Source organism: Roseibium denhamense (assembly GCF_009711415.1).
Taxonomy (GTDB): Bacteria; Pseudomonadota; Alphaproteobacteria; order Rhizobiales; family Stappiaceae; genus Roseibium; species Roseibium denhamense.
In genome coordinates, this window is the sequence record NZ_SMLZ01000108.1 from 81104 (window position 1) to 107846 (window position 26743).

Here is a 26743-nt window from a genome sequence, read left to right on the forward strand (position 1 = left end):
CGTTGCCTGCCAAGTGTTTGATAAGGCGCGTCACACCACGCAGGGGCCCTGTGGCGGAGTGGTGACGCAGCGGATTGCAAATCCGTGTACACCGGTTCGATTCCGGTCGGGGCCTCCATTTTCTCGGAAATTGAAAATGTTTGCGGCAAAGCTCTCAACCAATGTGTGAGCTTTTGGCTTGCCTTTGCGCAAGAAAAACGGCGGCAAATGCCGCCGGTTTCTTTTTCGTCTTTGCCACAGCCGGTCAGGCGGACGCGGCTCCATCAGCCCCCGGGGTTTGGGGCGAACCGCCCAGCCAACCCTTGACCTTTTCACGGATCGACTGAAGGCTGGCATAGAGCAGCGGGATCAAAAGGATCCCGATGGATGTCGCAAAGAACATCCCGCCAAAGACCGCAAACCCGATAGCCTTCTGGCTGGCAGCCCCCGCGCTGGAAGCGGTCATGAGTGGAACGACCCCGAGCAAGAACGAGAGCGCCGTCATCATGACGGCCCGGAACCGCAAATGGGCCGCTTCCACGGCCGCGTCCCGAACACTCTTGCCCGAATCTCTTTGCTCCATCGCGAATTCCACAATCAGAATGGCGTTCTTGGCCCCCATCCCGACCAGCATGATCATCCCGATTTGGGTGTAGAGATTGACGTCTCCTCCGGTGACCATGACGGCAAACAGTGCGCCCAGGATCGCAAACGAGACAGACATCAGGATGGCAAGCGGCATGGTCCAGCTTTCATACTGGGCCACCAGGAAGAGATAGGTGAACAGGATCGACAACAGCAGGATGAACATGACGATCTGACCGGATCCCTGCTGCTGGAGCGCTGTTCCCGTCCACTGGATCGAATAGCCCGACGGCAAAGCTTCAGCTGCCGCAGCATTCACATCGTTGATCACCGTGCCCGTGGAGGCCCCCAGCGCCGGATCTGCCATAACGGCAGCGGAGCGGAACATATTGTACCGGGTCAATATCTGGGGCCCGAGGACGTTTTCGGTGGTCAGAAGGCTGGTCATTGGCACCATCGTGCCGTCACCGGAGCGCACATAGAGACGGCCGATATCCTCGACACGGTCCCGGTACTCTCCGTCCGCCTGAATCATAACCTTGTAAACCCGGCCGAAGATGTTGAAGTCATTGACATAGTAAGAGCCGAGATAGGCCTGAAGCGTCACAAAGACATCGGCCACATTGACAGCCAGAGTTTTTGCCTTTTCCCGGTCCAGATCAACGAAAATCTGCGGAACATTTGCCCGGAATGTCGAGTAGGCCCTGGCGATTTCAGCGCTCTGATTGGTGGAATAAACCATGGAGCCGACCGCGGAGGCGAGATCCTGCGGGGTGCCGCCGGCGGTCTGCTGAAGCATCGCCTGCACGCCACCGGTTGTCCCGAGACCCGGGATCGGCGGCGGATTGAAAGCAATGATGTTTGCGCCGGGAATGGTCGAGAACTGCGCCCAAAATTTCCCAAGAATCGCATCGATGCGCAGATCAGGCTGCTGGCGGTCTTCCCAGCCGTACATGGTGGCAATCACCAGGGCCGCGTTAGACGAAGTGGCGCCATTCAGGATTGAGAAGCCGTTGACCACAACAACGTCTCGAACCCCGGCCGTATTGCGGGTAAGTTCCACAACACGCTCGGTGACACTTTCGGTACGTTCAAGCGAGGCACCATCTGGCAGCTGAATATCGACCATCAGATAGCCCTGGTCCTCCGACGGAAGGAACCCTTGAGGCAGGCTGCCGCCCAAGACGACAATGAAGAAAATGGCACCCGCAACGACGGCAAGGGCGAGCGAAGCTACCCGGACCAGCCGCCGGATAATCGCTGTATAGCCATCGCGGACGGAGGTGATGCCCCTGTCAAACAGCCCCATGATCCCGCGCGGCGGTCCCGACCGGGCTTTCAGGATCAGCCCGCACAGCGCCGGAGACAGCGTCAGGGCGTTGATGGAAGAGATGATCACGGACACCGAGATTGTGACCGCGAACTGCGAGTAAAGTTCACCGGTGATGCCCGGCATGAAGATGGTCGGCACGAACACCGCGAGCAGAACCAGCGTTGTGGCAATCACCGGACTTGTGATTTGCTCCATGGCCTTCGCGGTTGCTTCCTTCGGCGGCAAACCCTCCTCGGAAATGATCCGCTCTACGTTCTCAACCACGACAATCGCATCGTCCACCACGATCCCGATCGCAAGCACCAGCGCGAACAAGGAGATCGTGTTGAGCGACATTCCAAGGGCGAGCAGCACCGCAAAGGTGCCGATCAGGGAAACCGGGATCGCAACGGTCGGGATGATCGTGGCGCGCCAATTTCCAAGAAAGACGAAAACCACCGAGACCACGAGAAGGAACGTCAGGAACAGCGTCGCGATCACATCGTCCAGGGATTGCTGCACGAAATCCGTCGTGTTGAACGGTACGCCATATTTCATATCCGGCGGAAAATTCTGTGACAGGCGGTCCATTTCCTTCAGAACCGCATCGGCAACGGCAAGCGCATTGGCCCCTGGCGCCTGATAGATGGCCAGAACCGTCGACGGCTGTCCGTTAAACTCACCGGATGCGTTGTAGAATTGCGCACCAAGTTCGACGCGGGCCACGTCGCCCACGGTCACAACCGCACCGTCATTCCCGGTCCGAAGTACGATTTGCTCGAACTCATCAGCCGATGACAACCGGCCCTTCGCCTTGATCGTGTACTGGAACTGCTGGCCGGACGGGACCGGCGGCGAGCCGATCTGACCCGCAGCAACCTGGATGTTCTGATCCTGGATCGCCGTTATAAAATCGGTCGGGGTCATGCCCAGGCTTGCGAGGCGGTCCGGGTCGAGCCAGATCCGCATGCCATAGGCAAAGTCGGTCATTACGTCGGCGCGGCCAACCCCTTGAACCCGCGCCAGCGCATCTTTCATGTTGATCGACGCATAGTTCGACAGGAACACCGGATCATAGGTGCCCTCCGGCGAGTAAAGTGTAACCACCAGCAGCATGTTCGTGCTGGCTTTCTGGACGGTGACACCGTTCTGCGTCACTTCACTGGGCAGCTGGCTGGTGGCCTGGCTCACGCGGTTCTGCACGTTGACCGTGGCGATATCCGGATCCGTGCCCACGGCAAAGGTCACATTCAACGAATATGACCCGCTGTCATTGCTCGTCGACTGCATGTAAATCATGTCATCGACGCCGTTGACCTGGCCCTCAATGGGCGCGGCGACCGTCTCTTCCAGCACTTCGGCGTTGGCACCGGTGTAACTTGCGGAAACGTTTACGACCGGCGGTGTGATGTTCGGAAATTGTTCAACCGGCAGAGCCACGTAGCCAAGGATACCGGCAATCGTAATCACAATAGAAATAACCAGCGCGAATTTCGGCCGGTAGATAAAAAACTTTGAGAACATTTAGCTTTGCTCCGCCGGTTGAGAGGCAAGAACCGGCGTCACTTCTACCCCGGGCCGAACCTTTTGAAGGCCCTCCACAATCACCTCATCCCCGTCGGCGAGACCTTTCGTGACGACGAAATTGGTCTCGACCTGCTGGCCAAGCTCCACATAGCGCTGCTCGACCTTCTTGTCGGATGTCACGGCCAGAGCGAAAGCGCCCTGCTGGTCGCGCTGAATGGCGGCCTGCGGCACCACGATGGCATTTTCCGCTTTTGGCGCTTCCAGAACCACTGTCACATATGTTCCGGCGAGCAACCGGGTGTCGGCGTTCTCAAACTGTCCGCGGAAGGAGATTGTTCCGGTCGACGTGTCAACCTCGTTGCCGATAAAGACGATCTTGCCCGTCTCTCCGTAGGTTTCGCCGTTTGGAAGGATAAGCTTGATATCCGGCGAGTTGTCGGGGGAGACATCTTCCGCCGAGATCCCGTGGGTTTTGACCGCGTTGAGGTACTGCGATTCGCTGACGGAGAAGTTCACATAAACCGGTGCCAGACGGATGAGCTTTGCCAAGGGCTGGGTCGATGGCCCCACAACCTCACCAACGCTGTAGGTTGTCTTGCCGATTTGCCCCGGAAACGGAGCTGATACATCCGTATAGCTGAGATTGAGCTCAGCCTGTTGAAGAGCTGATTGCGCAGCCTCCACAGACGCGGCGGCCTGTTCCTTTTGAGCCAATGTGGCTTCATAGGCGGCTTCCGACAAATGGCCCTTGTCGCGCAAGTCCCGGTCGCGTTTTTCATCCGCAGCTTTCAAGGCAGCATCAGCCTTGGCACTGGAAACATCGGCCTTGGCCTTTGTCAGTGCGGCCTCATACTGGCCCTTCTCAATTGTGAAAAGCAGGTCCTTTTCCTTGACAAGCGATCCGTCCGGCACGGCCTTCTTCTCCAGAAAGCCGTTGACGCGGGCTACCAGATCAACCTGATCGACAGCCGCAATCTGGCCGACAAAGCGGGCGCTGTCACGCACATCCTCGGACACGACCTTTGCGACCGTCACAGAGGGGGGCGGCGCTGCCGGCGCTTCGGCCTGCTGACTGCTGTCCGAGCATCCGGCAACCGCCAAAGCGGCGACAGCTGTAAGCACGAGGTTTCGGGAAAAGGGATGGCGACGCAAACGGCTCATTCGTGAAACTCCACGCGCGGTTACATATCTACAGGCGATATGCCCAAGTGGGCTTCACTATAAGAGACGAGATTGATTCAACAAGCAAAACTTATTGCGGTAACCGGCGCGCAAGGGACTAAGTTCCCTTACGTTTTCATCACGCTCCGGGCCGGTTAGGTGGCCGACACCTCTGAAAGCAATGTTAAAACTCAATCAGCTGGCGTCATACCGGCGAGAGCATCAGAGTCATCCCAAACAGCTCATGCGCAGGAACGACTTTCCGCTCTGCAAGGCCATGGCACGCAATATCCAGACCTGCAATGTGCGGCATCAGCCCCGCCCCGGTCCGGTCGGCCTCCTCGCCTGTAATGCTTGCAAATGCCGCTGGTGTCAAAACCATGATCGTTCCACGCGGTGTCTTCATCTCAAGACCAAGGCTGGTTGCCCGCATTTCCCGCTGCCCGGTAAAGCCGCCAAGGAATTCATGGTGATCGGACGGGTCCGCCGCAACGAGATAGACCGTCTTGATCTCCTGCGCCCCATTGGCGTGCGTCTGGTAATCGGCTTTCCAGAAATTCTCCGGAAAACGGTTCCGGCAAGTGAAATACCCGATGGAAGGCGCTAGTCGATCCGACACGAATGTCAGGTCAAAGCCCACATTTGCCGTCGTTCCATCCAAATATGTGGCGACCCGCTCGAAAGCAAACGGCTCGTAGCCCGTCAAACCCGCCTTTTGGAAGGCCGCCCGATCCGCATCCGGGTCCTGGCTTTCGAGGACCAGCATGCTCGCCCCTTGCCGTTCCTTCAGGAAGTCGCGGTTGAACGCCCCAAAGGAAAACGCACCCGGGGCAGCCTCCGTGATAAGACCGGGATCCGCAACGCTCAAGATCTCGATGAAGAAGCCGTCAAGCTGGACAATCCTGTTGGCGGTACCCCAAGGATGGCGGTTGACATGTGTCAACGTGAAGCCGAGCGCTTCATAAGCGCGCCCGGCAGTCTCAAGGTCCTGCACAGCCACCACAACGTGATCGAGCCCGCGTACCATTCGCCCCTCCCCGAGACTTGAAATGTTGCCCGTCAGACGAGACGGCTCTGCCGGAGCGCTGCGCCAACAAAGGATGCAAACAGCGGATGCGGTTCAAACGGCCGCGACTTCAGTTCCGGGTGGTACTGCACACCGATGAACCACGGATGGTCCTCAATCTCCACGGTTTCGGGCAGAACGCCATCCGGCGAGGTTCCGGCAAACACGAGGCCAGTCTTTTCGAGCTGCTCACGGTAGCCGATATTCACCTCGTAGCGGTGGCGGTGCCGTTCTGATACCGAAGTGGCACCATAAATCTCGGCAATCTTGGAGCCGGGCTTCAGTGCCGCCGGATAGGCGCCAAGGCGCATTGTGCCGCCAAGATCCCCGTCTTCCGCCCGCTTTTCGGTCTGGTTGCCCTTGGTCCACTCCGTCATCAGACCAACAACCGGTTCGTCAGACGGGCCGAACTCGGTGGAATTGGCTTTCTCGATCCCGGCCAGGTTCCGGGCGGCTTCCAGCACAGCCATTTGCATGCCGAAGCAGATGCCGAAATATGGAATGTCGTGCGTACGGGCGAACTTCGCCGCTGCGATCTTGCCTTCCGCGCCGCGCTCTCCGAAGCCACCGGGAACCAGAATTCCGTGCACACCTTCCAGATAGGGGCTCGGATCTTCCTTCTCGAAAGTCTCAGATTCGATCCACTCGAGATTGACCTTTACCCGGTTCGCGATCCCGCCATGCACCAAGGCTTCGATCAGCGATTTGTAGGCGTCCTTCAGGACGGTGTATTTGCCGACAATCGCAATATTGACCTCGCCTTCCGGATTGGCAACGCGTTCGGAGATACCTTCCCAGCGGTCCAATACGGGCGCGGGAGCCCCCTTGATCCCGAAGGCTTCCAGAACTTCCCGGTCGAGGCCTTCCTTGTGGTAGGCGATCGGCACATCATAAATCGACTTGACGTCATAGGCCGGAATGACCGAAGTCTCCCGCACATTACAGAAGAGGGACAACTTCCGGCGTTCGGTTTCCGGGATGGGCCGGTCACACCGGACCATCAGGATATCCGGCTGGATCCCGATCGACCGCAATTCCTTCACCGAGTGCTGGGTTGGCTTGGTCTTCATCTCACCGGCTGCCGGAATATAGGGCATCAGGGTCAGATGGACATAGACGGCATCGCCGCGCGGAAGATCGTTGCCGAGCTGGCGGATCGCTTCGAAGAACGGAAGACCTTCGATGTCGCCGACCGTTCCCCCGATCTCTACCAGAACGAAATCATATTCTTCATTGCCGGACAGGACGAATGACTTGATGGCATCGGTGACATGCGGGATGACCTGAACGGTCCCGCCGAGATAATCGCCGCGCCGCTCCTTGGCGATAATGTCCTGATAAATCCGGCCGGTCGTGATGTTATCTTGCTGGTTCGCAGGCCGGCCCGTGAACCGCTCATAGTGGCCAAGATCGAGATCGGTCTCCGCCCCGTCGTCTGTCACATAGCATTCGCCATGCTGATAGGGGCTCATCGTGCCCGGATCCACATTCAGATACGGGTCGAGTTTACGAAGACGGACCTTATAGCCGCGCGCCTGAAGCAAAGCTCCAAGAGCTGCGGAAGCAAGACCTTTACCAAGCGAGGAAACCACGCCGCCAGTGATGAAAATGTATCGCGCCATGGAGCAATACCATATCCTTGCCGAGGGCCGGTTGACCACTCGGGAGTTGCGTTCTTAACACATAAAAATGCCCTGCGAGTTTGGCCGCAGGGCATATGTTAGGCGAAGGTGCCGGATAATCGGCTGCCGGTCATTACTGAGCGGCTGGAACTTGAGGTCCGGACGGCTGGCTCTGTTGTTGCAGCGCATCGAGAATGCCGTTACCGCCTCCGGTCCCTGTGTCGGCTGGAGCCGGAGCACCATCTGTCGCGACCGGCGCAGCATCAAGAATGGACGCTGGGCTGTCAGTGTTCTTCGCGATCAGGCTGAGCGTCAGCGACGTCGCAAAAAAAGCAACGGCCAGCACGCCTGTCACGCGGGTTAGAACATTCGCGGTTCCACGGCTGGACATCAGTCCGCCACCGCCGCCGCCTCCGCCGCCAATGCCAAGCGCACCGCCTTCAGAGCGCTGCAGAAGCACAACAAGCACGAGGGCCAGCACGACCATCAGGTGGATCACGATGACTACAGTTTCCATCGACTGCCATTCTTTTTTGAATTCAAGATTTGCGGCCTTCTACACCAGTCGGTGTCCGCTTTCTACCCTTCAAATGAGACTTGTCCGCGAACACGTCAAGCAAGGCTCGTTATTTATAGGCCGCAAGAATACCCAGGAAATCGTCAGCTTTGAGGCTGGCCCCTCCGACAAGAGCTCCATTCACATCGGCAACTGCCATCAGTTCGGCCGCATTGCCCGGCTTCACCGACCCGCCATAAAGAAGACGCATCGCTTCCCCCTCACCGCCGAATCGCGCAGCGAGATTTGACCGCATGGCCGCGTGCATTTCGGCGACATCATCCGCTGTCGGCGTCAGCCCTGTCCCGATTGCCCACACCGGTTCATACGCGATCACGGTGTTTTGTGCCGTCGCACCGTCGGGTACGGACCCCGCCAACTGTTGCTCAACAACAGCTATTGCCTGGCCCGCCTTGCGCTCCGCCTCGGTTTCGCCGACGCAGATGATCGCACCAAGGCCCGCCTGCCAGGCAGCAGCGGCCTTGGCAGCGACATCGGCATCGCTTTCCCCGTGATCTGCCCGACGCTCGGAATGACCAACAATAACAGCAGACGCTCCGGCATCCGCCAGCATCCCGGCGGAAATGTCGCCCGTATGCGCGCCCGATGCAGCCGCATGACAGTCCTGCGCACCTACTTTCAGCGCGCTTGCGGCCGAAGCACTGGCCAAAACCGAGATCAGGGTTGCCGGCGGGCATATCATCGCGTCCACTTTTGCCGTGAGATCTGCATCAAGCCCGGCTGCAATCTTTTCGAACTCGGCCTGGTTCGCCTTGAGGCCGTTCATTTTCCAGTTACCGGCAACCATTGGCTTGATCGCAGCATTCATGGATTTTCTCCCGCATGATGAAACAATTGCGGCTTATAGAGCAGAAGCCTTTGCCGGTTGCAATCCACCATGGCAATTCGGCCAATGCCAATTCCCCAACCTGTTTGTTCAACGCGCCTTGCAGCAGGGCTCGCGCCTCATTATGATCCGCCCGCTTCGGCCCTGGCGTACCGACCGGGCCGGTCAGATATTCGCGCCGTCTGAAACGAACGGCAGATGCATAATCTATGGGAGACGTCATGCTCGACGCGCTGCGCAAAGGCGCTGGCACTTGGATTGCCAAACTGTTTATCGCCTTGCTCATTTTCAGCTTCGCCATTTGGGGTGTAACGGACTTCCTGCAGGGCTTTGGCCAGAACACGGCCGCCAAGGTTGGTGAAGCCGAAGTCTCCATGCTCGCCTTTGAGCGCACGTACCGCCAGGACATGAACCGGATCGGGCAACAACTGGGCCGTCCGCTGACCCCTGATGAAGGCACCCAGCTCGGCATTCCCCAGCAGGCCCTCGGCAGGCTGGTCGCGGAAGCCGCAATGGATAATGCCGCTCTGGGCCTGCAGCTTGCCATTTCAGACGAACGCCTTGCCGGGATCATCCAATCCGACCCCGCATTCCGCGGGCTGAACGGCCGTTACGACCGGAACCGGCTGCAACAGGTTCTGCAAGCCAACATGTACCGGGAAGACGAGTATGTGCTGGAACGGCGCCGCGTGGCCGAACGCAGTCAGCTTGCCGAAGCTCTGTCCGGCGGCATTACCGCACCTCAGGCCTATGTGGAGCTTGTGGACACATTCCAGTCAGAGGCCAGGGACATCGACTACCTTGAGCTCACCCGGACCGATATCGGCGAGATTGAAGATCCGTCCGAAAGCGTGCTTGCTACTTATTTCGAAGATAACAATGCGCAATTCCGCGCCCCGGAATATCGCGAGATCGCGTTTATCTCGATGACGCCGACCAGTCTTGCGCGGCCGGGCGATATTCATGAAGACGATGCGCGTGCAGAATATGAGAGCCGGGCCGAAGAATTCGCAGAGCCGGAGCGTCGCGAAATCCGCCAGATGACGTTTCAGTCTGAGGAAGAGGCAGCCAAGGTTGCGGATGAGCTTTCCGGCGGCAAGTCCTTCGATGACGTTATGACGGAGCGCAACCTGACCGCCAACGACGTGTCGCTGGGCACCATGGCCCGGGCTGACTTCTTGGACGAGGCGCTTGGCGATGCCGCATTTGCGCTTGAGGAAGGCGAAAGCAGCGGTGCCATTGACGGCCGTTTTTCAACGGCCATTGTCAATGTCAAGGAGATCCTCCTGGCCCGCACCACGCCTTTTGAAGAGGTCAAAGACCAGATCGTTCGAGACCTTGCCAGAGAACAGGCGGAGCGTGAGATCCTGGACATCTATGATGAGGTGGAAGATGCGCGCGCAGGCGGCGCCCTCCTTGCAGAGGTGAGCGAGCGGTTTTCCCTTCCGCTTGAAACCACCGAGCCGTTCGACGCGGCAGGGTCATCCATGACGGAAACGACTGTAACGCTTCCGGATGCCGATGGTCTTCTGGCAGGTGTCTTCGACAGTGATATCGGCATCGAGAACGATGTTCTGGAACTGAATGAAGAAGGGTTCCTTTGGTACGAAGTCACCAAGGTGACGCCGGCCCGTGACCGCGAGCTGGACGAGGTCCGGGCATCCGTGATCGAAGCCTGGAAGGAAGAAGAACTTGCAAGCCGCCTGTCGAGCAAGGCGGCAGACCTTCTGGCAACAGCCGAAGGCGGAACGCCGCTTGAAGACATCGCAAGCCAGGAAGGGCTCGAGGTTCAAACCGCAAGCGGCCTGACGCGCAACGGAAACCCGTCTGAAATCGGCCGGGAGGCCCTGCAGTCCGCCTTTGGCGGCCCAATCGGCACCACAGCCGTGTCGGACAATGCCGACGGGACCGGGCGTATTGTTTTGAAGGTCACCGGTGTGACTGTGCCGCAGTTTGATCCGGCAACGCAGCAGGCAACGGCAGCCTCCGATCAACTGTCCCAGCAGATCCGGGACTCATTGGTTGGCCTTTACATAACCGAACAGGAAAAACTGGCCGGGGTAGAGATCAATCAGGTGGGCGTTGCCCAGGTGATGGGTTTGTCCCAGCAGAACTAGTACCAACAGGCTTTCCGGCAGACATGTTTCATTTGCCGGAAAGCCGTCGCTTTGATCCGTTTTGGGCAGGTGAGCCGATCCCGGTTGATTTGCCTTAAGCTTCCGGAAGTCGGTTAAGAGGCCACCATGACAGCTTTTAAGGACATAATCGCCAAGGTGGCTGATGGCGGTTCCCTGTCTCTGGATGAGGCCAAAACCGCATTCGATGTCATCCTGTCAGGCTCGGCAACGCCGTCACAGCTTGGCGGGTTCCTGATGGCTCTGCGTGTGCGCGGTGAGACCGTAAACGAGGTCACGGGCGCGGTCGCGACCATGCGCGCAAAGATGCTGCCTGTGGACGCGCCAGACAATGCCATTGATATTGTCGGGACCGGCGGAGACAGCTCCGGCAGCTACAATATCTCCACCTGCACGGCGCTCGTAGTTGCAGGTTGCGACGTGCCGGTCGCAAAGCACGGAAACCGGTCGCTCTCGTCCAAGTCCGGCTCGGCTGAAGCCTTGGCCGAACTTGGCATCAACATCGATATAGGCCCGGAAAAAATTTCTGAGTGCATCCGCTCAGCAAATATCGGCTTCATGTTTGCGCCGCTTCACCATGCCGCTATGAAACATGTCGGGCCGACCCGCGTGGAACTCGGTACCCGCACCATTTTCAACCTGCTCGGTCCCCTTTCCAGTCCGGCTGGCGTCAAACGCCAAATGACCGGCGTCTTTGCCGACAAATGGGTTGAACCTGTTGCAGAGGCTTTGAAAGAACTCGGGACTGAAAAAGCCTGGATTGTGCATGGCTCCGACGGTATGGACGAGATCACGACAACCGGCCCAACGCGGGTGTGCGAGCTGGCCGGCGGCGAATTACGGTCATTTGAAATCACACCGGAAGATGCCGGCCTGCCCTACGCTGAGATGAAGGATCTCAAGGGCGGAACACCGGCCGAAAATGCAAAGGCCCTGCGCGAAGTTCTGGCAGGTGCCAAGACGGCTTACCGCGATATAGTCCTTTTTAACGCGGCTGCCTCCCTTATCGTGGCAGACAAGGCCACTACCTTGAAAGACGGGGTAGAGATGGCGGCAGACTCGATCGATAGCGGTTCGGCGGCTGACGCCCTGGACAAGCTGGTAGCAGCCTCGAACGGATAATATCTGATGGCGGACATCTTACAGAAAATCGAAGCATACAAGCGCGACGAGATAGCAGCAGCAAAATCCGCAGTCTCGCTAAGTGAACTCAAAGCCCGCATTCAGGACGCGGGTGCGCCGCGCGGGTTCTTGAAATCGATAGAGGCCAAACATGCGGCCGGCGAATACGCACTCATCGCGGAAATCAAAAAGGCAAGCCCCTCCAAAGGCTTGATCCGCGAAGACTTTGATCCTCCGCTTCTTGCGAAAGCTTATGAGGACGGCGGCGCTGCCTGTCTATCGGTGCTCACCGATACGCCCTCCTTCCAGGGAAGGCCGGAGTTCCTCACCACATCCCGCGACGCGGTTGCGCTTCCCGCGCTGCGCAAGGATTTCCTGTATGACACATACCAGGTTTATGAGGCGAGGGCCTGGGGCGGTGACTGCATCTTGATCATCATGGCGGCTGTTGACGATGCCACGGCAACAGCGCTTGAAGATGCCGCGTTTGAACTTGGCATGGATGTCCTCATCGAAGTTCACAATGCAGAGGAACTGGACCGGGCCTTGAAACTGACGTCCCGGCTGGTCGGCATTAACAACCGCAATCTGAAGACATTCGAAACCACGCTGGAAACAAGCGAAGAACTGGCCCCCAAAATCCCGTCAGACCGGATTGTTGTCGGGGAATCCGGCCTTTTCACACCGGATGATCTTTCGCGCATGAACAAGTCAGGCATTTCAACATTCCTGATTGGCGAAAGCCTGATGCGCCAGGAAGACGTTTCCGCCGCCACACGGTCGCTCCTTGCGCGGCCGGCAATCGCCAAGACAGCCTGAGCTGCCGCTGTGAGTGACACGGACCCGAGACTGACACATCTGGATGCCGGCGGCGCCGCGAATATGGTGGATGTGTCCGATAAGGACCACACGCACCGGATCGCGGTTGCGCGCGGGACGATCACCATGCGTTCAGAAACGCTTGACCTGATCCGGTCCGGCAATGCCAAGAAAGGCGACGTTATCGGCACGGCACGGCTCGCCGGGATCATGGCTGCCAAGAAAACCCATGAGCTTATTCCGTTGTGCCACCCGCTGATGCTGTCCAAGGTGTCCGTGGACATCGACATTGACGATACGCTGCCCGGCCTTGTGGTGACTGCAACAACGAAAGTCAGTGGTCAGACCGGCGTAGAAATGGAAGCGCTCACCGCGTGTTCCCTCACCTGCCTGACCATCTACGACATGGCAAAGGCTGTTGATCGGGGCATGGTGATCGGAAACATCCAGCTGGTTGAAAAAGCCGGCGGGAAATCAGGGCACTGGACCTTGGAGCGGGACGGCAGCGAGGGCGGCACCTGATGAGCCTGATGCCCGTCGAAGACGCCTTGGCGCGCCTCATAGACGGCGTCCAGCCACTGGAAACCGAGCTCGTTGCCCTGGAAGCTGCGAATGGCCGCTGGCTGTCTGCGCCGCTTGCCTCGACCCGGACACAGCCGCCATTTGCAGCCTCTGCCATGGATGGTTATGCCGTAAGGGCCGGGGATATTGCCTCAGGTATCGCCGTACTCACCGTCATTGGTGAGGCTCCGGCCGGACACGGATTTTCCGGACATGTCGGCCCAGGCCAGAGCGTGCGTATCTTTACCGGCGCTCCGGTTCCGGACGGTGCCGATACAATCCTCATCCAGGAAAACGCCGAGCGCAGCGGTGATCAGATCACCATTCTTGAAGCGCCTAAGGCAGGCGCCTTCGTCCGTCCTGCCGGACTGGATTTTTCTGACGGCGAGGTCTTGCTGGAACCGCCGCTCCGGCTTGGGTACCGCGAATTGGCTCTTGCAGCGGCGATGAACCATGCTGTGGTACCCGTTTACCGGAAGCCCAAAGTCGCCATTCTCGCGACCGGAGACGAACTTGTCCGTCCGGGAGCAAACCCGGGGCCGGATCAGATCATTGCATCAAACCATGCCGGGATTGCCGCCCTGGTCGAAGACTGCGGCGGCCTGCCCCTGGATCTGGGGATCTCCAAGGACGATCCGGAAACCCTTGCAGCGCACGTCCGGCGTGGCCTTGCCGCGGACGCGGACATCCTCGTTACACTCGGCGGGGCTTCCGTCGGGGACCATGACCTTGTGCAGGATGTTCTTGGCAATGAGGGAATGGACCTTGCGTTTTGGCGGATCGCCATGCGGCCCGGAAAACCTCTAATGGCCGGTCACCTCGGCAAGACCAAGGTTTTGGGGCTTCCGGGAAATCCGGTCTCTAGCCTCGTCTGCGGCCTGTTGTTTCTAAAACCCTTGATCGCCGCCCTGCTTGGACAGGGAAAAGCGGCGGGTGGAACGAAACAAGCCACTTTGGGCGCTGATCTGAAGGAAAACGACCGGCGCCAGGACTATATTCGCGCTTCTCTTGAAGAAGATGACAAGGGCCAGCTGGTAGCGACACCCTTCGCCAAACAGGACAGCTCTATGCTGGCGCTCCTGTCCAAATCAGGTGCCCTGATCGTGCGTCCGCCACATGCTCAGGCCGAAAAGGCGGGGAGCACCGTGCCGGTCCTTCCGTTGTAACGCCCGCTCACTGGCCCGGCCCGGCGTCTTACCGCTCGCGCATGGCGTGGGCGATCTGGTCCGTGATCGGCTTCACCAGATAGCTGAGGACCGTCCGGTCCCCGGTCTGCAGGAAGGTTTCAACCGGCATGCCGGGAACCAGCGCCTGCTGACCGAGCTTTCCAAGTTCGGCGTCGTCGATCACCAGCCGCGCCGTATAAAAGCTCATCCCGGTTCGTTCATCCTCGGTCAGATCAGCGGACACGGTCAGAAGCGTTGCATTCAGCTCCGGTGTTGTGCGCTGGTCAAAGCTCGGAAAACGCACCCGGGCCGCCTGCCCAGGCGCCATCTGGTCAATATCGACCGGACGCACTTGTGCTTCGACGATGAGTTGGTCTTCACGCGGCACGATGCTCATGACGGTTTCACCAGGTGCAATCACACCGCCAATCGTATGCACCGACAGCTGGTGCACATAGCCGTCGCGCGGTGCGACGATTTCCACACGGGTCAGTTCATCCTCTGCCGCAATCTTCTGTTCTTCCAGCTGAGCAATCCGGGAACGGACTTCCTGCAACTGTTCCAGAACCTCGGCACGGTAGGATTCTTCGATCTGCAGGATCTGGATCCGGCGCTCGCTGATCGCTTCCTTGGTGCGCGCGATTTGCGCAATCAGATCGCCATATTCCCCTCTGAGTCGCGCGGTTTCCCGGCGAAGAGCCGTTACCCGGCTTTTGGGAACCAGCTGCTTGCTGAGGAGGTTATCAAGATCTGCAAGCTCCTCGGCGATCAGCTCGATTTCACTGTCCTTGGCCGTCACCTGTGCCTCAAGGCCTTCGGTCTGCTTGTTGAACTGGCGTATTTGTTCTTCCAGCTGATTCTTGCGGCCGTCTGTGGAGTTCCGCCGCGCTTCCAGCAGCAATTGCTGGCCCAGCTCTATGTCGCCGACGGTCCGCCCGTCCGGCCAGATGATTTCGCTAAGATTGTCGCGCTCGGCTTCCAGCCGGAGTTCCTGGGCGGTTAATTCGGTCAGCTGCTTTGTGATCACCGCAAGGTTCGCGCGGGTCACGGTATCGTCAAGCGCAATCAGCAGATCGCCCGCCGCGACGGTATCACCGTTCTTGACCTGGATATTCTTGACGATGCCGCCTTCACGATGCTGTACCTGCTTGACGTTGCTCTCCACGACAACTGTACCGGACGAGACCACAGCGCCGGCTATCTCAGTGACCGTTGCCCAAAGCCCGATGCCCCCAACAATGAACACAACAACAAACAGGGCAAACAGGAGATGGTTGCGCACGGTCTTGCGCAGCATCTGATCCGCAGAATTGCTGGTTTGCTCACTCATGTCAGTACCCTCCGGAAACACCGGGGCCAAAGGTCCCGGTTATATTGGCAGGGCGTGCACGCTGGACGGGCTGTACCACCTGTTTCAGAACGTCATCCTTTGGACCGAAGCCAGCCATCTTGCCTTCCTTGAGACAAAGGATCTTATCGACCGTGGCAATGGCACTCGGCCGGTGCGCGATCACAACCACGATGGATCCCCGCTCCCGCATTTGCTTGATGGCTCCGGTCAGCGCTGCCTCGCCTTCCGCGTCGAGATTGGAGTTCGGTTCATCCAGAACGATGAGAAACGGATTGCCGTAAAGGGCCCGGGCAAGCGCAACCCGCTGGCGCTGACCGGCAGAAAGCGCCCGTCCGCTGCGGCCGATGACCGTGTTGTACCCGTCCGGCAAGGCCACGATGAGATCATGCACATTCGCCAGTTTTGCCGCTTCAATGATCTTTTCAGATGATGCATCCGCTCTGAAGCGCGCAATGTTTTCGGCAATGGTCCCGTCAAACAGCTGCAGGTCCTGCGGAAGGTAGCCGATGAACTCGCCTCGTTTTTCCGCAGGCCATTGGCCAAGTTCCGCCCCATCATAGCGAATGACGCCTTTCAGCGCGGGAACAGCGCCGACAAGGGCGCGGGCAAAGGTGGACTTGCCGGACCCGGATGGCCCGATGATACCCACCCCATCGCCTGCAAAGACTTCCATGGTCACATTCTGCACATAGGGCATGGATTCGCCGAACGGTCCGCAAAACACCTGTTCAACAGTGATGGTATTTGCCGGCAGTGGCAGATCCATCTTGTCGGTTTCCGTATCCGCAACCTGCAGGACATCCCGCAACCGGCGGAGCGACTGGCGGCTGGCCACGAAACCGCGCCATTGGGCAACAGCCTGCTCGATCGGTGCAAGCGCGCGCGAGGTCATGATTGATGCGGCAATCATGACGCCCGGCGTGATTTCCTGCTGGATGGCGAGCCATGCACCAACGCCGAGAATGGCCGATTGAAGCACGAACCGGATGGTCTTGATGATGGTTCCGAACAGACCTGTCAGATCCGACGCCCGGCGCTGAGTGGCCAGATAGTCGCCATTCTGTGCGTCCCACTTGGCAACGAGCGCGCTTTGCATGCCCATGGCAGTGACGGCTTCGGAATTGCGCTGTCCGTTCTCAACTTCCGCAGCGCGCCGGCCTGCATATCCAGCTGCATCTTCCGCCGGGCTCCGCGAAAGCCATTCATTCAGTCCGATCAAAGCGCAGATAATAAGGGCTCCGCCAGCGCCAACCAGGCCGAGAAGCGGATGGAACAAAAACACAATGCCGAGATACAGCGGTAGCCAGGGAACATCGAAAATCGCAGCCGGCCCCGGTCCTGACAGAAATTGCCGGACCGTATCGAGATCCTGAACCGGTCTCAGCCGCGCTGCCTGTTTTCCCAGCTTTGTTGGAAGGCTGTTCGACACACTGTAGACAAGACCGGACAGGCGCGCGTCAACCCGTTGGCCGAGCCGGGAAAGGATCCGGGACCTGACCCCTTCCAGGACACCATAAAAGAGGTAGAGAACAGCAGCCAGAATGCCGATGACGACAAGGGTTGGGACAGACCCGCTTGCCAGAACGCGGTCATAGACCTGAAGCATAAAGACCGGCCCTGTCAGCATCAGGATGTTGATCACGAAACTGACCACCGCAACGCCCCAAAACGCGGTCCTCACGGGGCTAAAGGCCCGCGTGACCGGATTCTGTTGACCATCTTTGCCTGGCATCCGGCGCTGTGTTGCTCCAGCCATATTTTTCCTCAACCAAATCGCTCCTGGGAGCTGAACATACCGTTTGTAGCTTGCCCCGAACCAACACTTTATGAAGGCATGCCTTTTCAGGCACGGTTTCATCACACAGCAACAGCAAGTCCGGGGCCAGTTTCATCGGCCGCAATTCAGGCCGATATCTTTTAAAAACGGGCAAATCAAGGCCGCTTACATTAACAATGATTCAATTGCCCTTTGTGGGAGAACCAATAAACAGCTCAAAAATCAAATGACCCACCCGGTGGAATACCGGATGGGCCAATCCCAAAAACCTTCGAAATATCAGGCCGCTGCGACAGCGCGTTTGGCCATGACCGTGACCAGGTTCGCCCTGTAAGCAGCTGAACCATGGATGTCGGAAAGCAATCCGTCGGCATCCGGGGCAATTCCGGCAACAGCATCCGGCGCAAAGTTGGAGGCAAGGGCCGCTTCCATTTCCGGCATCCGGAAGACCCCATCCTGACCGGCCCCGGTGACCGCGACCTTCACAGATCCATCGCCAGCCTTTGCGACAAAGACACCGGCCATTGCATAACGCGAAGCAGGATTCGGATATTTGGAATAGGCGCTTGCCGACGCTCCCGGAAAGCGGACGGACATGACGATTTCGTCTTCGTCCAGAGCCGTCTCGAACATGCCGGAGAAGAACTCTTCCGCCGCAAGGTCGCGCTTGTTGGTTTTCACGATTGCACCAAGCGCCACCAATGCCGCCGGATAATCGGCAGCCGGATCATTGTTGGCAATAGAACCCCCAAGGGTTCCCATATGCCGGACGGCAGGATCTCCGATACCACCGGCAAGGGACGCCAACCCCGGGATCTTCTGCTTCACCAAATCGGAAGCAGCGACTTCCGCATGGGTCGTGGCGGCTCCGATCGCGACACCATCGCCATCCTCGCAGATGCCATTCATCTCGCCGATTTTCGTTACATCGACAAGATCGCTCGGCGCTGCGAGGCGCTGTTTCATGGTCGGCAGCAGCGTTTGGCCGCCCCCGAGAAGTTTTCCGTCTTCCGCTTTGGCCATCAACTCTGCGGCTTCGGCAATCGATCCGGCCCTGTGATAATTCGTTTCATACATATTGGGTCTCCCCGAATTTCAAAAATCGTTCCAACGGGCGGGAGGCACCCCGCCCGCACCTGACTTATTCGGCAGCCTGCTTCATGCCCGATTGAGCCAGCGCCCAGACTTTTTCCGGGCTGGCCGGCATGGTCAGGTCATTTGACCCGAGCGCATCCGTAATCGCGTTGATGACGGCAGGTGGTGACCCGATCGCCCCAGCTTCCCCGCAACCTTTCATGCCCAGAGGGTTGCCAGGACACAGGGTCTCGTGCGTAGACAGGCTGAACGAGGGAACGTCATCGGCACGCGGCATGGTGTAGTCCATGTAGGACGCTGTCAGCAGCTGACCGGTTTCGTCATAGGCGGCATTTTCAAGAAGTGCCTGACCGATCCCTTGCACCAGTCCGCCATGGACCTGTCCTTCCACGATCATCGGATTGATCACCTTGCCGAAATCGTCTGCGGCCACGAAGTTGATGATCTCGGTCTTGCCGGTTTCCGGGTCGATTTCCACTTCGCAGACATACGTTCCGGCCGGGAATGTGAAATTGGTCGGATCGTAGAAGGCACCCTCTTTGAGACCGGGTTCCATGCCTTCCGGCAAGTTGTGAGCCGTATAGGCGGCAAGTGCGACCTCCGTGAAGGTCAGCTTCTTGTCGGTCCCGGCGACCTTGAGTTCACCGCCCTCAATCTGGATATCGCCTTCTGCGGCCTCCATCAGATGCGCAGCGATCTTCTTCGCCTTGGATTCCACCTTGTCGAGCGCCTTGACGATTGCCGACATTCCAACAGCGCCCGAACGGGAGCCGTAGGTCCCCATTCCGAACTGCACCTTGTCGGTATCGCCGTGGACGATGGAAACAGCGTCCGTATCAAGCCCAAACCGCTCGCTGATAAGCTGAGCGAATGTGGTCTCGTGCCCCTGCCCGTGGCTGTGCGAGCCAGTCAAAACTTCGACTGTCCCAACCGGGTTGACCCGCACTTCCGCGGATTCCCAAAGCCCCACGCCGGCGCCAAGAGATCCAACGGCTGCTGAAGGTGCAATTCCGCAGGCTTCGATGTAACAGGACAATCCGATCCCGCGCAGTTTCCCCCGCGACGCCGCCTCGGCCTTGCGGGCCGGGAAGCCGTCATAATCGGCAGTTTTCATGGCCGCATCGAGCGTGACGTCGTAATCCCCCGCGTCATAACACATGATGACGGGTGTTTGATGCGGGAAGGACCGGACGAAGTTCTTGCGGCGGAATTCGGCCGGAGACAGCCCCACTTCGCGTGCAGCGGTTTCCATCATGCGTTCAACAAGATAGGTGGCCTCTGGCCGCCCTGCCCCGCGATAAGCATCCACCGGGGTCGTGTTCGTGTAGACAGTCTTCACGTTGGCGTGGATGGCCGGAATGTTGTACTGGCCGGATAAGAGCGTTGCGTAAAGATAGGTTGGCACCGACGATGAAAACAGCGACATGTAGGCGCCGAGATTGGCAACGGTTTTGACGCGGAACCCAAGGATCTTGTTGTCGGCATCAAGCGCCAATTCCGCCTCTGACCGGTGATCCCGCCCATGCGCATCCGTCAGGAAAGCTTCGGTGCGGTCCGAAACCCATTTGACCGGCCGTCCGACCCGCTTTGACGCCCAAAGACAGACCATCTCTTCCGGATAGATGTAAATCTTGGAGCCAAAGCCACCGCCCACATCAGGCGCGATCACCCGCAGCTTGTGCTCGGGCGCAATATTGTAGAAGGCCGACAGTACGAGGCGCGCGACATGCGGGTTCTGTGACGTGGTGTAGAGGGTGTGATGCTCTTCTGCATCGTTGTAATCGGCAAGCGCAGCCCGGGGCTCCATCGGGTTGGGAACTAGCCGGTTGTTCGAGATTTCCATGCGCGTTACATGGCTCGCATTGTCGAATGCGGCATTCGTGGCGGCTTCGTCTCCAATTTCCCAATCGAAGATCAAATTGCCTTCCGCTTCCGGATGAAGCTGGGGTGCGCCGGGCTCCAAGGCGGACAGCGGATCCACCACTGCCGGAAGCTCCTCATAATCGACCTCAACCGCATCGGCAGCATCGCGGGCCTGCGCCTGTGTGTCGGCAACCACGACGGCAACCGCCTGGCCGACGAACCGGACTGTTTCCGGCTCAAGGGCGCGCCACGCCCCCATTTTCATGGGCGATCCGTCCTTTGAGTGGATCATCCATCCGCAAATGATGTTGCCAATGCCGTCGCCCACCAGTTGATCGCCGGTGAGTACGGCATCAACGCCGGGCATTGCTAGCGCAGCGCTTGCATCAATTCCCTTGACCCTTGCATGTGCATGCGGCGAGCGCACAAAAGCTGCAAAGCCCATTCCCGGAAGCACCATATCGTCGGTGTATTTGCCTTTGCCGGTAATGAAACGCTTGTCTTCCTTGCGCAAGGCACGGGCACCAATCCCCTCAACTGCCATTGTCTCTCTCCCTAGATCAATGCGTCCGGAGCCGCCCCTCCGAAGGTCCACCGCCTAAGCGGCTGAAAAAGACCGCTGCAACGGGCATGTCTGCTGCAAGAACCCCGGCGGCCAGACCTTCGTGCCGTTCTCCTCCCGGCAGGTCGGTCTGGTTGGTTCCTAACGTTTCGCTGTGCGGCGATCCGCACCGCTCAAGTCTAAGGCGCTGTTCCTATTCAGCAGCCTGCGCCATTCCGGCCATTTGGTCGGATGCGGCTTTGATCGCCTTCACGATGTTGTGGTAGCCGGTGCACCGGCAGATGTTACCTTCCAGCTCGTGGCGGATGGTTTTTTCATCAAGATTGCCCGGGCCATGGCGATTGATCATGTCGACCGCGCTCATGATCATGCCCGGCGTGCAAAATCCGCACTGAAGCCCGTGATGTTCGCGGAAAGCTGCCTGAACGGGATGCAAGGCAGTTCCGTCCGCAAGGCCTTCAATCGTCACGACATCGGCACCATCGGCCTGCGCGGCCAGCATCGTGCAGGCCTTTACCGCTTTTCCGTCGACATGAACGACGCATGCGCCGCACTGAGACGTATCGCAGCCCACATGGGTCCCGGTCAGGCCCCGAACCTCACGTATGAACGATACGAGCAGCGTCCGGTCTTCGGCATCTGCCGATACCGATTTGCCGTTCAATACCATCGACACTTTCGACATGAATTTCTCTCCCTCAAAAAAATTCCCCGGACCTCCAATCCGGAGCAGAGCCGGCTTTGCGCCGTGTTCTTATTGGGGTGACATCGCGCGATCACCCGCTCTTTGGCTCTCCATTTTCAAACATGGAGCGGCCTGGTCAACTCGCAAGAGCCAACACAACAATCAACGCCCCCAGCGCAACCAGCCCCCAAACCATGGGTCCGCCATAGGCATTGCGGCCCGCTGCTGTCTCCAAATTCTCTTCTGCCTTATGGATTGTTGCTTCGACCGCTTGTTCTGCATCTTCAACAACATGGGCAACACTACCGGGCGTATCTTCAATGGCGATCCGCTTGGCTTCTTCTGCAATTCCGGGATCAAGATCCGTGTCGCTGTCGTCGGCAACGGCAGGCCCTGCAACCCTTTCGGAAAACTTTGAGAAAAACTCCTCGGCCATTTTCTTTGCGGTGGAGTCAATCAAACGGCTCCCGAGCTGCGCCAGTTTACCCCCGACCTGCGCTTTTGCTTCATAGGTCAGGACCGTATCGGTGCCGTCTTCTTCCAGCTTCACATCCGCAGATCCTTTCGCAAAGCCTGCCACACCGCCCTTGCCCTCACCGGCGATCGTATAACTGACCGGGGCATTGATGTTCTCGAGCGTGACGGCACCTTTGAACTTTGCTTTCACGGGTCCGATTTTCGACGTCACGGCCGCCGTCATCTCGGTATCAGATGTCTTTTCGAGGCTCTCGCATCCTGGAATGCACTCTTTCAAAATCTCTGGATCATTAAGCGCCGCCCACACGGTCTCCCGAGAAGCCGGTATCCGGTGAGATCCGTTCATTTCCATAATTGCTCTCCCGCAGTGCAATCAATTTCTGTAGCCGCTTCGGTGGCACGTCCGTGCTGCCGAAAGAGGCCCGAATGATTTCACCCATCAGAGCGCGCTTTGGTCAGATTTTCAATTGCTTATATGGAAATAAAGACACTGCGTGTTTTCCAGAGGCCGGAATCGCAGATGGACCGCCGGTCATGCTTGACCGGCACAGCAAGTGGTGAACAACCCGGATCGTGATCCGTTAGCCAAAGGCAACACCCGGTTCGACCGCTCTTTGGATGAAGCCCTGAAGATCACCGTAGCTCAACGGCTTCGCATACAGGTAGCCCTGGAGATAATCACAGCGCAGGTCCTGCATGATTTTCCGCTGCGCAACCGTCTCGACCCCTTCTGCGGTAATCCGGAGATCCAGTGCTTGCGCGACCGCGATAATCGACTTCACAACTGCAAGTGCATCAGGATCCTGGTCCATGTTCATGATGAAGCCCCGGTCGATCTTGATCCCGTCGACCGGCAATTTGCGGAGATAGCTGAAGGATGAGTATCCAGTCCCGAAATCGTCAATGACGATCTTGGCCCCCTCACTGCGCAGCCAGGTCAAAAGAGACAAGGTCACCTGGTCGTTGCTCAGGAAAAGACCCTCGGTCACCTCAAACACAAGACGGCTGAGCGGCAGGTTCGCCTCCGTCGCAGCCTGTTCAATATCATTGTAGATCCGGTGTGCCTGAACCTGGCGCGGAGACAGATTGACGTTCAAACGAACGTCATTGGAAAGCCCATCCATGCGCATGAATTCGGCGAAGGACGTCTTGAACATCCAGGCACCGATTTCCGTGATAAGGCCACTGGCCTCGGCCGCTTCGATCATGCTGGCTGTGTTGAGAAACTGGCCGGACGGCGTCTTGAACCGCATCAACGCCTCGAAGGAGGCAATGCTCTGATCGCTCGCATTCATAATGGGCTGGTAATGCGCCGAAAATTCGGTCTTGTCGGCGCCTTCCGACAAGAGTGACGCAAGCCGCAACCGTTCAAAGGCCGCTTCCTGCATATGCGGTGAAAAGACCGCATAATTGATGGAGCCGCTCTGGCGCACATCGTTCAGCGCGATAGACGCAAAACGCACCAGTTTTTCAGCACTCTTCTCACCTGTTTCGGTGGAGGAGAACCCGAGCCGTGTGCGCAGGGTCAGCAAATTGTCATCCAGCGCAATCGGTTCCTGAAACGCCCGTTCGACGCGCTCAACAATATCAGACACCTGGTTGTCGCCGCCCCCTTTTAGAAGGATCAGGAACTCGTCGCGTTCCTTGCGGGCGATTGTCAGGGCGTCCGGGAACGTCTGCGACAGGCGGTGCCCGGTCTTTTTAAGGACCGCAGAAGCTTGCTCATCCCCAATCCCATCAACAATCACGCGGAACCGTTGAATATCGGCATGAACGACGATTAACGGCATATTCTGCGAGATATGGCGCTCGAACGTTTCGATGAAGCCGGAGAAAGTCGACAACCCGGTGACCCGGTCGACATACGCAAGGTTGCGGATATGCTCGAGCAGGCCGGTTTTTTCGTAGCCAAGCGCAATGTTCGACACGAAGAGCTGAATGACCTCGGTGCCAACAAGATCTTCGAGAACAGATTGCGGAATACCAACGTAAAGCGCGCCAGAGATGCTGTTGCGGGTGTTCAGTGGCAACACGACCCCATCGTCGATCTTGATGGTGTCGCGGCTCGCGACACAGGTCCCGACAGCCCGCCGGATCGCATCATCACCCAGCAGATCGACCGGCAGATCAACCTTGTCCTCAAAACTGCCGTTTGCAGCCAGAACACGTGCCGACTTGGGGTCGGCCGCGTGGTTCTCGGGCGAAGAATCCAGCCCGATCAAAAGACCGTCGACCGGCCGCCCAATGAGGTTGGTCAGATGCTCTAAAACACTGGAGGAAAATTCACTCAGCGCGTTCTTCTGAACGATTGCGGTGAAGTGGGTGTTGAGTTCCTTAAGCTTGCGGCGGTTTGTTTCAAGCGACATGACCAGCTTGAAACCGCGCAAAGCGGCAACGATGGCCGTAATCAGCTTCGTACGCGACAGTTCAGCCTTTTCGGCGTAACCATCAATGTCGTAATGCATGATCACATCGGTTTGCGGGGCGTATCCCGGCTGACCGGTCCGCAAGATGATCCGCGTAAACCGGTTGTCGAGTTCGGAACGGATCCAGCTCACCAGATTGAGGCCGGCCGTATCGCTTTCCATCACAACATCAACGAGCGCGACCGCGATGTCGTTGTTCGACAGGAGGATTGCTTTTGCTTCCTCGGCGGACAAGGCATGAAGCAGCTCGAAACCGCGATCCTCGAAGGAGCAACCGGCAACAGCAATTTTCGTGACCTCATGCACATCCGGATCATCATCAACGATCAGGATCTTCCAAGGGTTTTGGAGCGCAGTCAGTTTCTTTGGTTCGGAAGGTGCAAGAAAGTCCATCACCATATTAGTGCACCATCCTCTTTTTCTCTGCTTTTGTTTCTTCGACAACAAGCGCCGGGAATTCTATGGTGAACTCAGTACCGGATCCGATTTTGGATGAGACGGAAATTGTGCCGTTCAATGCTTCAGTCACAAGCTGATAGCAAATTGCCATTCCCAATCCGGATCCTCCTTTGCCAAACTTAGTCGTGAAGAACGGCTCAAAGACTTTCTTCAGGTTTTTCTCGGGAATTCCAACACCAAAATCCTGACACTTCATTACGATGCTGGTTTTTCCCCGCCCCTCACCCTCCGTTGTTGTCACAACGCGGGACGTGAGTTTGATTGAGCCTTCCGTGCGTCCTTCGTAACCGTGCTTCAAAGCGTTCTCGACAAGGTTGGAAACGAGCTGGCTGACTGCGCCCGGATAGCTGTCCACAACGAGGTCCGCCTCCAGGTCGAGATCAACAGTGAACGGCGTCTTCTTAAGGGTTGGTTGCAGCGTCGCCAGTGTTTCCCGGATGATATGATCAAAGTTAAAGCTTCTCTTCTTCTCACTTTGACGGTCAACCGCCACCTGACGGAAGTTTCCAACAAGATCGCGCGCGCGCCCCAGGGTTTTTTCAATAATGGTCGCGGTCTCGCTGATCCGCTCGACCTCATACTCCAGCAACTCCTTGCTGAGACTCTTGTTGTCGAGTTCCGTCTTCAGGTGCGTTGAACAATCCTTAATGGTCGTCGCCGCCATCAGCGCATTGCCAAGCGGTGTGTTCAGTTCATGCGAAACACCGGCGACCAGCGCGCCAAGGGCGGCCAGGTTGTCCGCCTGGATCAGTTCTTCCTGAACCAGCTTCAGTTGCTCGGTACGATGGGCAACGAGGTCTTCCAGGTTCGTCTGGTATTCCTGAATTTTCTGCAAGTCCGCATGGCGGCGCTGGACAAGCGACTGCAGGCTTGCGGCCAGAATGCCGATTTCATCCAGCCGCCCCTTCATAAGTTCTTCCTTGGGCGGATCTTCAATCAAGCGCGGGGTCGAGAGATAGCCGACAATCTGCGTCAAGGGCTCACCGATCAGGCGTTTGAAAATGGTCCTGATCACGATAGCGAGCAATATCAAATAGACGATAATGGCCGTCACGATGAAGCCGACTGTCGACACGATCTCGTAGGAAATCGCATTCCGATCAATCAGAATGAACACTTCACCAATGGCTTCCTTGTGAAGGATTGTACTGGGTGAATTCAAGGTGTAGCGAAGCGCTGTATCCGCCCGAACGCCCGTTGCCGGGTCTCCGAAATTGCCGGTATCGGGGGTTTCGACCCACACTTTCTCGACAACCTCGAGGGTTTCAAGTCCCCTGATCAGCTGCAGCGTGGCATCCGCATTCACCGTCCAGATGGCGCGCTCGAAAGGCCGTTTTGTTGCCTGAAAGAACGCTTCCGTCACCCGGATCGCACGTTCATAGGACGCATCCCAAGTGATCTTGGTGAGAATGCCAATAAAAATGACCCCCAGCACCGCGAACAACCCGAGCGTATACAGGATAAAGGTGCGAGATAGGCTGGTCTTTCCCGCCTCAAGCGAGGCGTACGGCAACGATGCATTGCCACTTACACTCAAAACGCCCCCCTAAGCCCGTGTCCATCGACACCCATACTGCCTGAACGCTCCAG

General features: G+C 58.0%; 19 protein-coding genes and 1 tRNA gene. 6 read left to right on the forward strand and 14 right to left on the reverse strand.

Features of this window, described 5'->3' with window-relative positions; translation table 11 throughout:
* Positions 1-44 precede the first annotated feature (44 nt).
* Positions 45-118 (forward strand) — tRNA-Cys (locus E1180_RS11800).
* 126 nt (positions 119-244) lie between these two features.
* On the opposite strand, the gene E1180_RS11805 is transcribed toward E1180_RS11800, so the two are convergent.
* The 6 genes from E1180_RS11805 to tpiA all read right to left on the reverse strand — a co-directional run bounded on the left by E1180_RS11805 (position 245) and on the right by tpiA (position 8637).
* A complete protein-coding gene (locus E1180_RS11805; RefSeq protein ID WP_155191384.1) occupies positions 245-3400 on the reverse strand; it encodes an efflux RND transporter permease subunit in 3156 nt (1051 codons plus the stop codon).
* Positions 3401-4564 carry an efflux RND transporter periplasmic adaptor subunit gene (locus tag E1180_RS11810; protein ID WP_155191385.1) on the reverse strand — a complete coding sequence of 388 codons (1164 nt, stop codon included), beginning with the start codon at positions 4562-4564 and terminating at the stop codon, positions 3401-3403.
* Positions 4565-4769: 205 nt separating this feature from the next.
* Complete coding sequence (locus E1180_RS11815) at positions 4770-5591, reverse strand: VOC family protein (RefSeq protein ID WP_155191386.1); 822 nt, start codon at positions 5589-5591, stop codon at positions 4770-4772.
* Between the two features lie 32 nt (positions 5592-5623).
* A complete protein-coding gene (locus E1180_RS11820) occupies positions 5624-7252 on the reverse strand; it encodes a CTP synthase (protein ID WP_155191387.1) in 1629 nt (542 codons plus the stop codon).
* A 133-nt stretch (positions 7253-7385) separates the two neighbouring features.
* The gene (gene secG / locus E1180_RS11825; protein WP_155191388.1) at positions 7386-7769 is read right to left on the reverse strand and encodes a preprotein translocase subunit SecG; all 384 of its coding nucleotides are present in this window, start codon (positions 7767-7769) and stop codon (positions 7386-7388) included.
* A gap of 109 nt (positions 7770-7878) precedes the next feature.
* Complete coding sequence (tpiA, locus tag E1180_RS11830) at positions 7879-8637, reverse strand: triose-phosphate isomerase (protein ID WP_155191389.1); 759 nt, start codon at positions 8635-8637, stop codon at positions 7879-7881.
* Positions 8638-8876: 239 nt separating this feature from the next.
* Here tpiA and E1180_RS11835 point away from each other — a divergent pair, with 239 nt between their 5' ends.
* From E1180_RS11835 to E1180_RS11855, 5 genes are all read left to right on the forward strand, one after another.
* Positions 8877-10772, forward strand: a complete 1896-nt coding sequence (locus tag E1180_RS11835) for a peptidylprolyl isomerase (protein WP_155191390.1) — start codon at positions 8877-8879, stop codon at positions 10770-10772.
* A 126-nt stretch (positions 10773-10898) separates the two neighbouring features.
* Complete coding sequence (gene trpD / locus E1180_RS11840; protein ID WP_155191391.1) at positions 10899-11912, forward strand: anthranilate phosphoribosyltransferase; 1014 nt, start codon at positions 10899-10901, stop codon at positions 11910-11912.
* Positions 11913-11918: 6 nt separating this feature from the next.
* Complete coding sequence (gene trpC, locus E1180_RS11845) at positions 11919-12731, forward strand: indole-3-glycerol phosphate synthase TrpC (RefSeq protein WP_155191392.1); 813 nt, start codon at positions 11919-11921, stop codon at positions 12729-12731.
* A gap of 9 nt (positions 12732-12740) precedes the next feature.
* Positions 12741-13253, forward strand: a complete 513-nt coding sequence (moaC, locus tag E1180_RS11850) for a cyclic pyranopterin monophosphate synthase MoaC (RefSeq protein ID WP_283404604.1) — start codon at positions 12741-12743, stop codon at positions 13251-13253.
* The gene (locus tag E1180_RS11855) at positions 13253-14458 is read left to right on the forward strand and encodes a molybdopterin molybdotransferase MoeA (RefSeq protein ID WP_155191393.1); all 1206 of its coding nucleotides are present in this window, start codon (positions 13253-13255) and stop codon (positions 14456-14458) included. The genes moaC and E1180_RS11855 overlap by 1 nt, the downstream gene beginning before the upstream one ends.
* Before the next feature lie 28 nt (positions 14459-14486).
* Here E1180_RS11855 and E1180_RS11860 read toward each other — a convergent pair whose 3' ends face one another.
* The 8 genes from E1180_RS11860 to E1180_RS11895 all read right to left on the reverse strand — a co-directional run bounded on the left by E1180_RS11860 (position 14487) and on the right by E1180_RS11895 (position 26690).
* On the reverse strand, positions 14487-15788 hold the full coding sequence (locus E1180_RS11860; RefSeq protein ID WP_155191394.1) for an HlyD family type I secretion periplasmic adaptor subunit: 1302 nt from the start codon (positions 15786-15788) through the stop codon (positions 14487-14489).
* Between the two features lies 1 nt (position 15789).
* A complete protein-coding gene (locus E1180_RS11865; protein ID WP_244314045.1) occupies positions 15790-17565 on the reverse strand; it encodes a type I secretion system permease/ATPase in 1776 nt (591 codons plus the stop codon).
* 300 nt (positions 17566-17865) lie between these two features.
* Positions 17866-18663, reverse strand: coding sequence for an FAD binding domain-containing protein (locus tag E1180_RS11870; protein ID WP_155191395.1), 798 nt, complete (start codon positions 18661-18663; stop codon positions 17866-17868).
* A 64-nt stretch (positions 18664-18727) separates the two neighbouring features.
* Positions 18728-21088 (reverse strand): xanthine dehydrogenase family protein molybdopterin-binding subunit, encoded by a 2361-nt coding sequence (locus E1180_RS11875; RefSeq protein WP_155191396.1) that lies wholly within the window; start codon positions 21086-21088, stop codon positions 18728-18730.
* A gap of 211 nt (positions 21089-21299) precedes the next feature.
* A complete protein-coding gene (locus E1180_RS11880) occupies positions 21300-21791 on the reverse strand; it encodes a (2Fe-2S)-binding protein (RefSeq protein WP_155191397.1) in 492 nt (163 codons plus the stop codon).
* 136 nt (positions 21792-21927) lie between these two features.
* Positions 21928-22620: an SRPBCC family protein gene (locus E1180_RS11885; protein WP_155191398.1), complete on the reverse strand. Its 693-nt coding sequence runs from the start codon at positions 22618-22620 to the stop codon at positions 21928-21930.
* Positions 22621-22849: 229 nt separating this feature from the next.
* Entirely contained in the window at positions 22850-25093 is a 2244-nt protein-coding gene (locus tag E1180_RS11890; protein WP_155191399.1) for a GGDEF/EAL domain-containing response regulator, read from the reverse strand.
* Between the two features lies 1 nt (position 25094).
* Positions 25095-26690, reverse strand: coding sequence for a sensor histidine kinase (locus E1180_RS11895; RefSeq protein WP_208997097.1), 1596 nt, complete (start codon positions 26688-26690; stop codon positions 25095-25097).
* Between the last annotated feature and the right edge of the window lie 53 nt (positions 26691-26743).

What these genes read in the sequence shown, in the direction of transcription:
- E1180_RS11875 (WP_155191396.1), bottom strand. Translation starts at nt 21,088, where the DNA reads ATGGCAGTTGAGGGGATTGGTGCCCGTGCCTTGCGCAAGGAAGACAAG.
- trpC (WP_155191392.1), top strand. Translation starts at nt 11,919, where the DNA reads ATGGCGGACATCTTACAGAAAATCGAAGCATACAAGCGCGACGAGATA.
- E1180_RS11820 (WP_155191387.1), bottom strand. Translation starts at nt 7,252, where the DNA reads ATGGCGCGATACATTTTCATCACTGGCGGCGTGGTTTCCTCGCTTGGT.
- E1180_RS11890 (WP_155191399.1), bottom strand. Translation starts at nt 25,093, where the DNA reads ATGGTGATGGACTTTCTTGCACCTTCCGAACCAAAGAAACTGACTGCG.
- E1180_RS11870 (WP_155191395.1), bottom strand. Translation starts at nt 18,663, where the DNA reads ATGTATGAAACGAATTATCACAGGGCCGGATCGATTGCCGAAGCCGCA.
- E1180_RS11860 (WP_155191394.1), bottom strand. Translation starts at nt 15,788, where the DNA reads ATGAGTGAGCAAACCAGCAATTCTGCGGATCAGATGCTGCGCAAGACC.
- E1180_RS11885 (WP_155191398.1), bottom strand. Translation starts at nt 22,620, where the DNA reads ATGGAAATGAACGGATCTCACCGGATACCGGCTTCTCGGGAGACCGTG.
- trpD (WP_155191391.1), top strand. Translation starts at nt 10,899, where the DNA reads ATGACAGCTTTTAAGGACATAATCGCCAAGGTGGCTGATGGCGGTTCC.
- E1180_RS11805 (WP_155191384.1), bottom strand. Translation starts at nt 3,400, where the DNA reads ATGTTCTCAAAGTTTTTTATCTACCGGCCGAAATTCGCGCTGGTTATT.
- E1180_RS11865 (WP_244314045.1), bottom strand. Translation starts at nt 17,565, where the DNA reads ATGGCTGGAGCAACACAGCGCCGGATGCCAGGCAAAGATGGTCAACAG.
- E1180_RS11810 (WP_155191385.1), bottom strand. Translation starts at nt 4,564, where the DNA reads ATGAGCCGTTTGCGTCGCCATCCCTTTTCCCGAAACCTCGTGCTTACA.
- tpiA (WP_155191389.1), bottom strand. Translation starts at nt 8,637, where the DNA reads ATGAATGCTGCGATCAAGCCAATGGTTGCCGGTAACTGGAAAATGAAC.
- E1180_RS11835 (WP_155191390.1), top strand. Translation starts at nt 8,877, where the DNA reads ATGCTCGACGCGCTGCGCAAAGGCGCTGGCACTTGGATTGCCAAACTG.
- E1180_RS11855 (WP_155191393.1), top strand. Translation starts at nt 13,253, where the DNA reads ATGAGCCTGATGCCCGTCGAAGACGCCTTGGCGCGCCTCATAGACGGC.
- E1180_RS11880 (WP_155191397.1), bottom strand. Translation starts at nt 21,791, where the DNA reads ATGTCGAAAGTGTCGATGGTATTGAACGGCAAATCGGTATCGGCAGAT.
- secG (WP_155191388.1), bottom strand. Translation starts at nt 7,769, where the DNA reads ATGGAAACTGTAGTCATCGTGATCCACCTGATGGTCGTGCTGGCCCTC.
- E1180_RS11815 (WP_155191386.1), bottom strand. Translation starts at nt 5,591, where the DNA reads ATGGTACGCGGGCTCGATCACGTTGTGGTGGCTGTGCAGGACCTTGAG.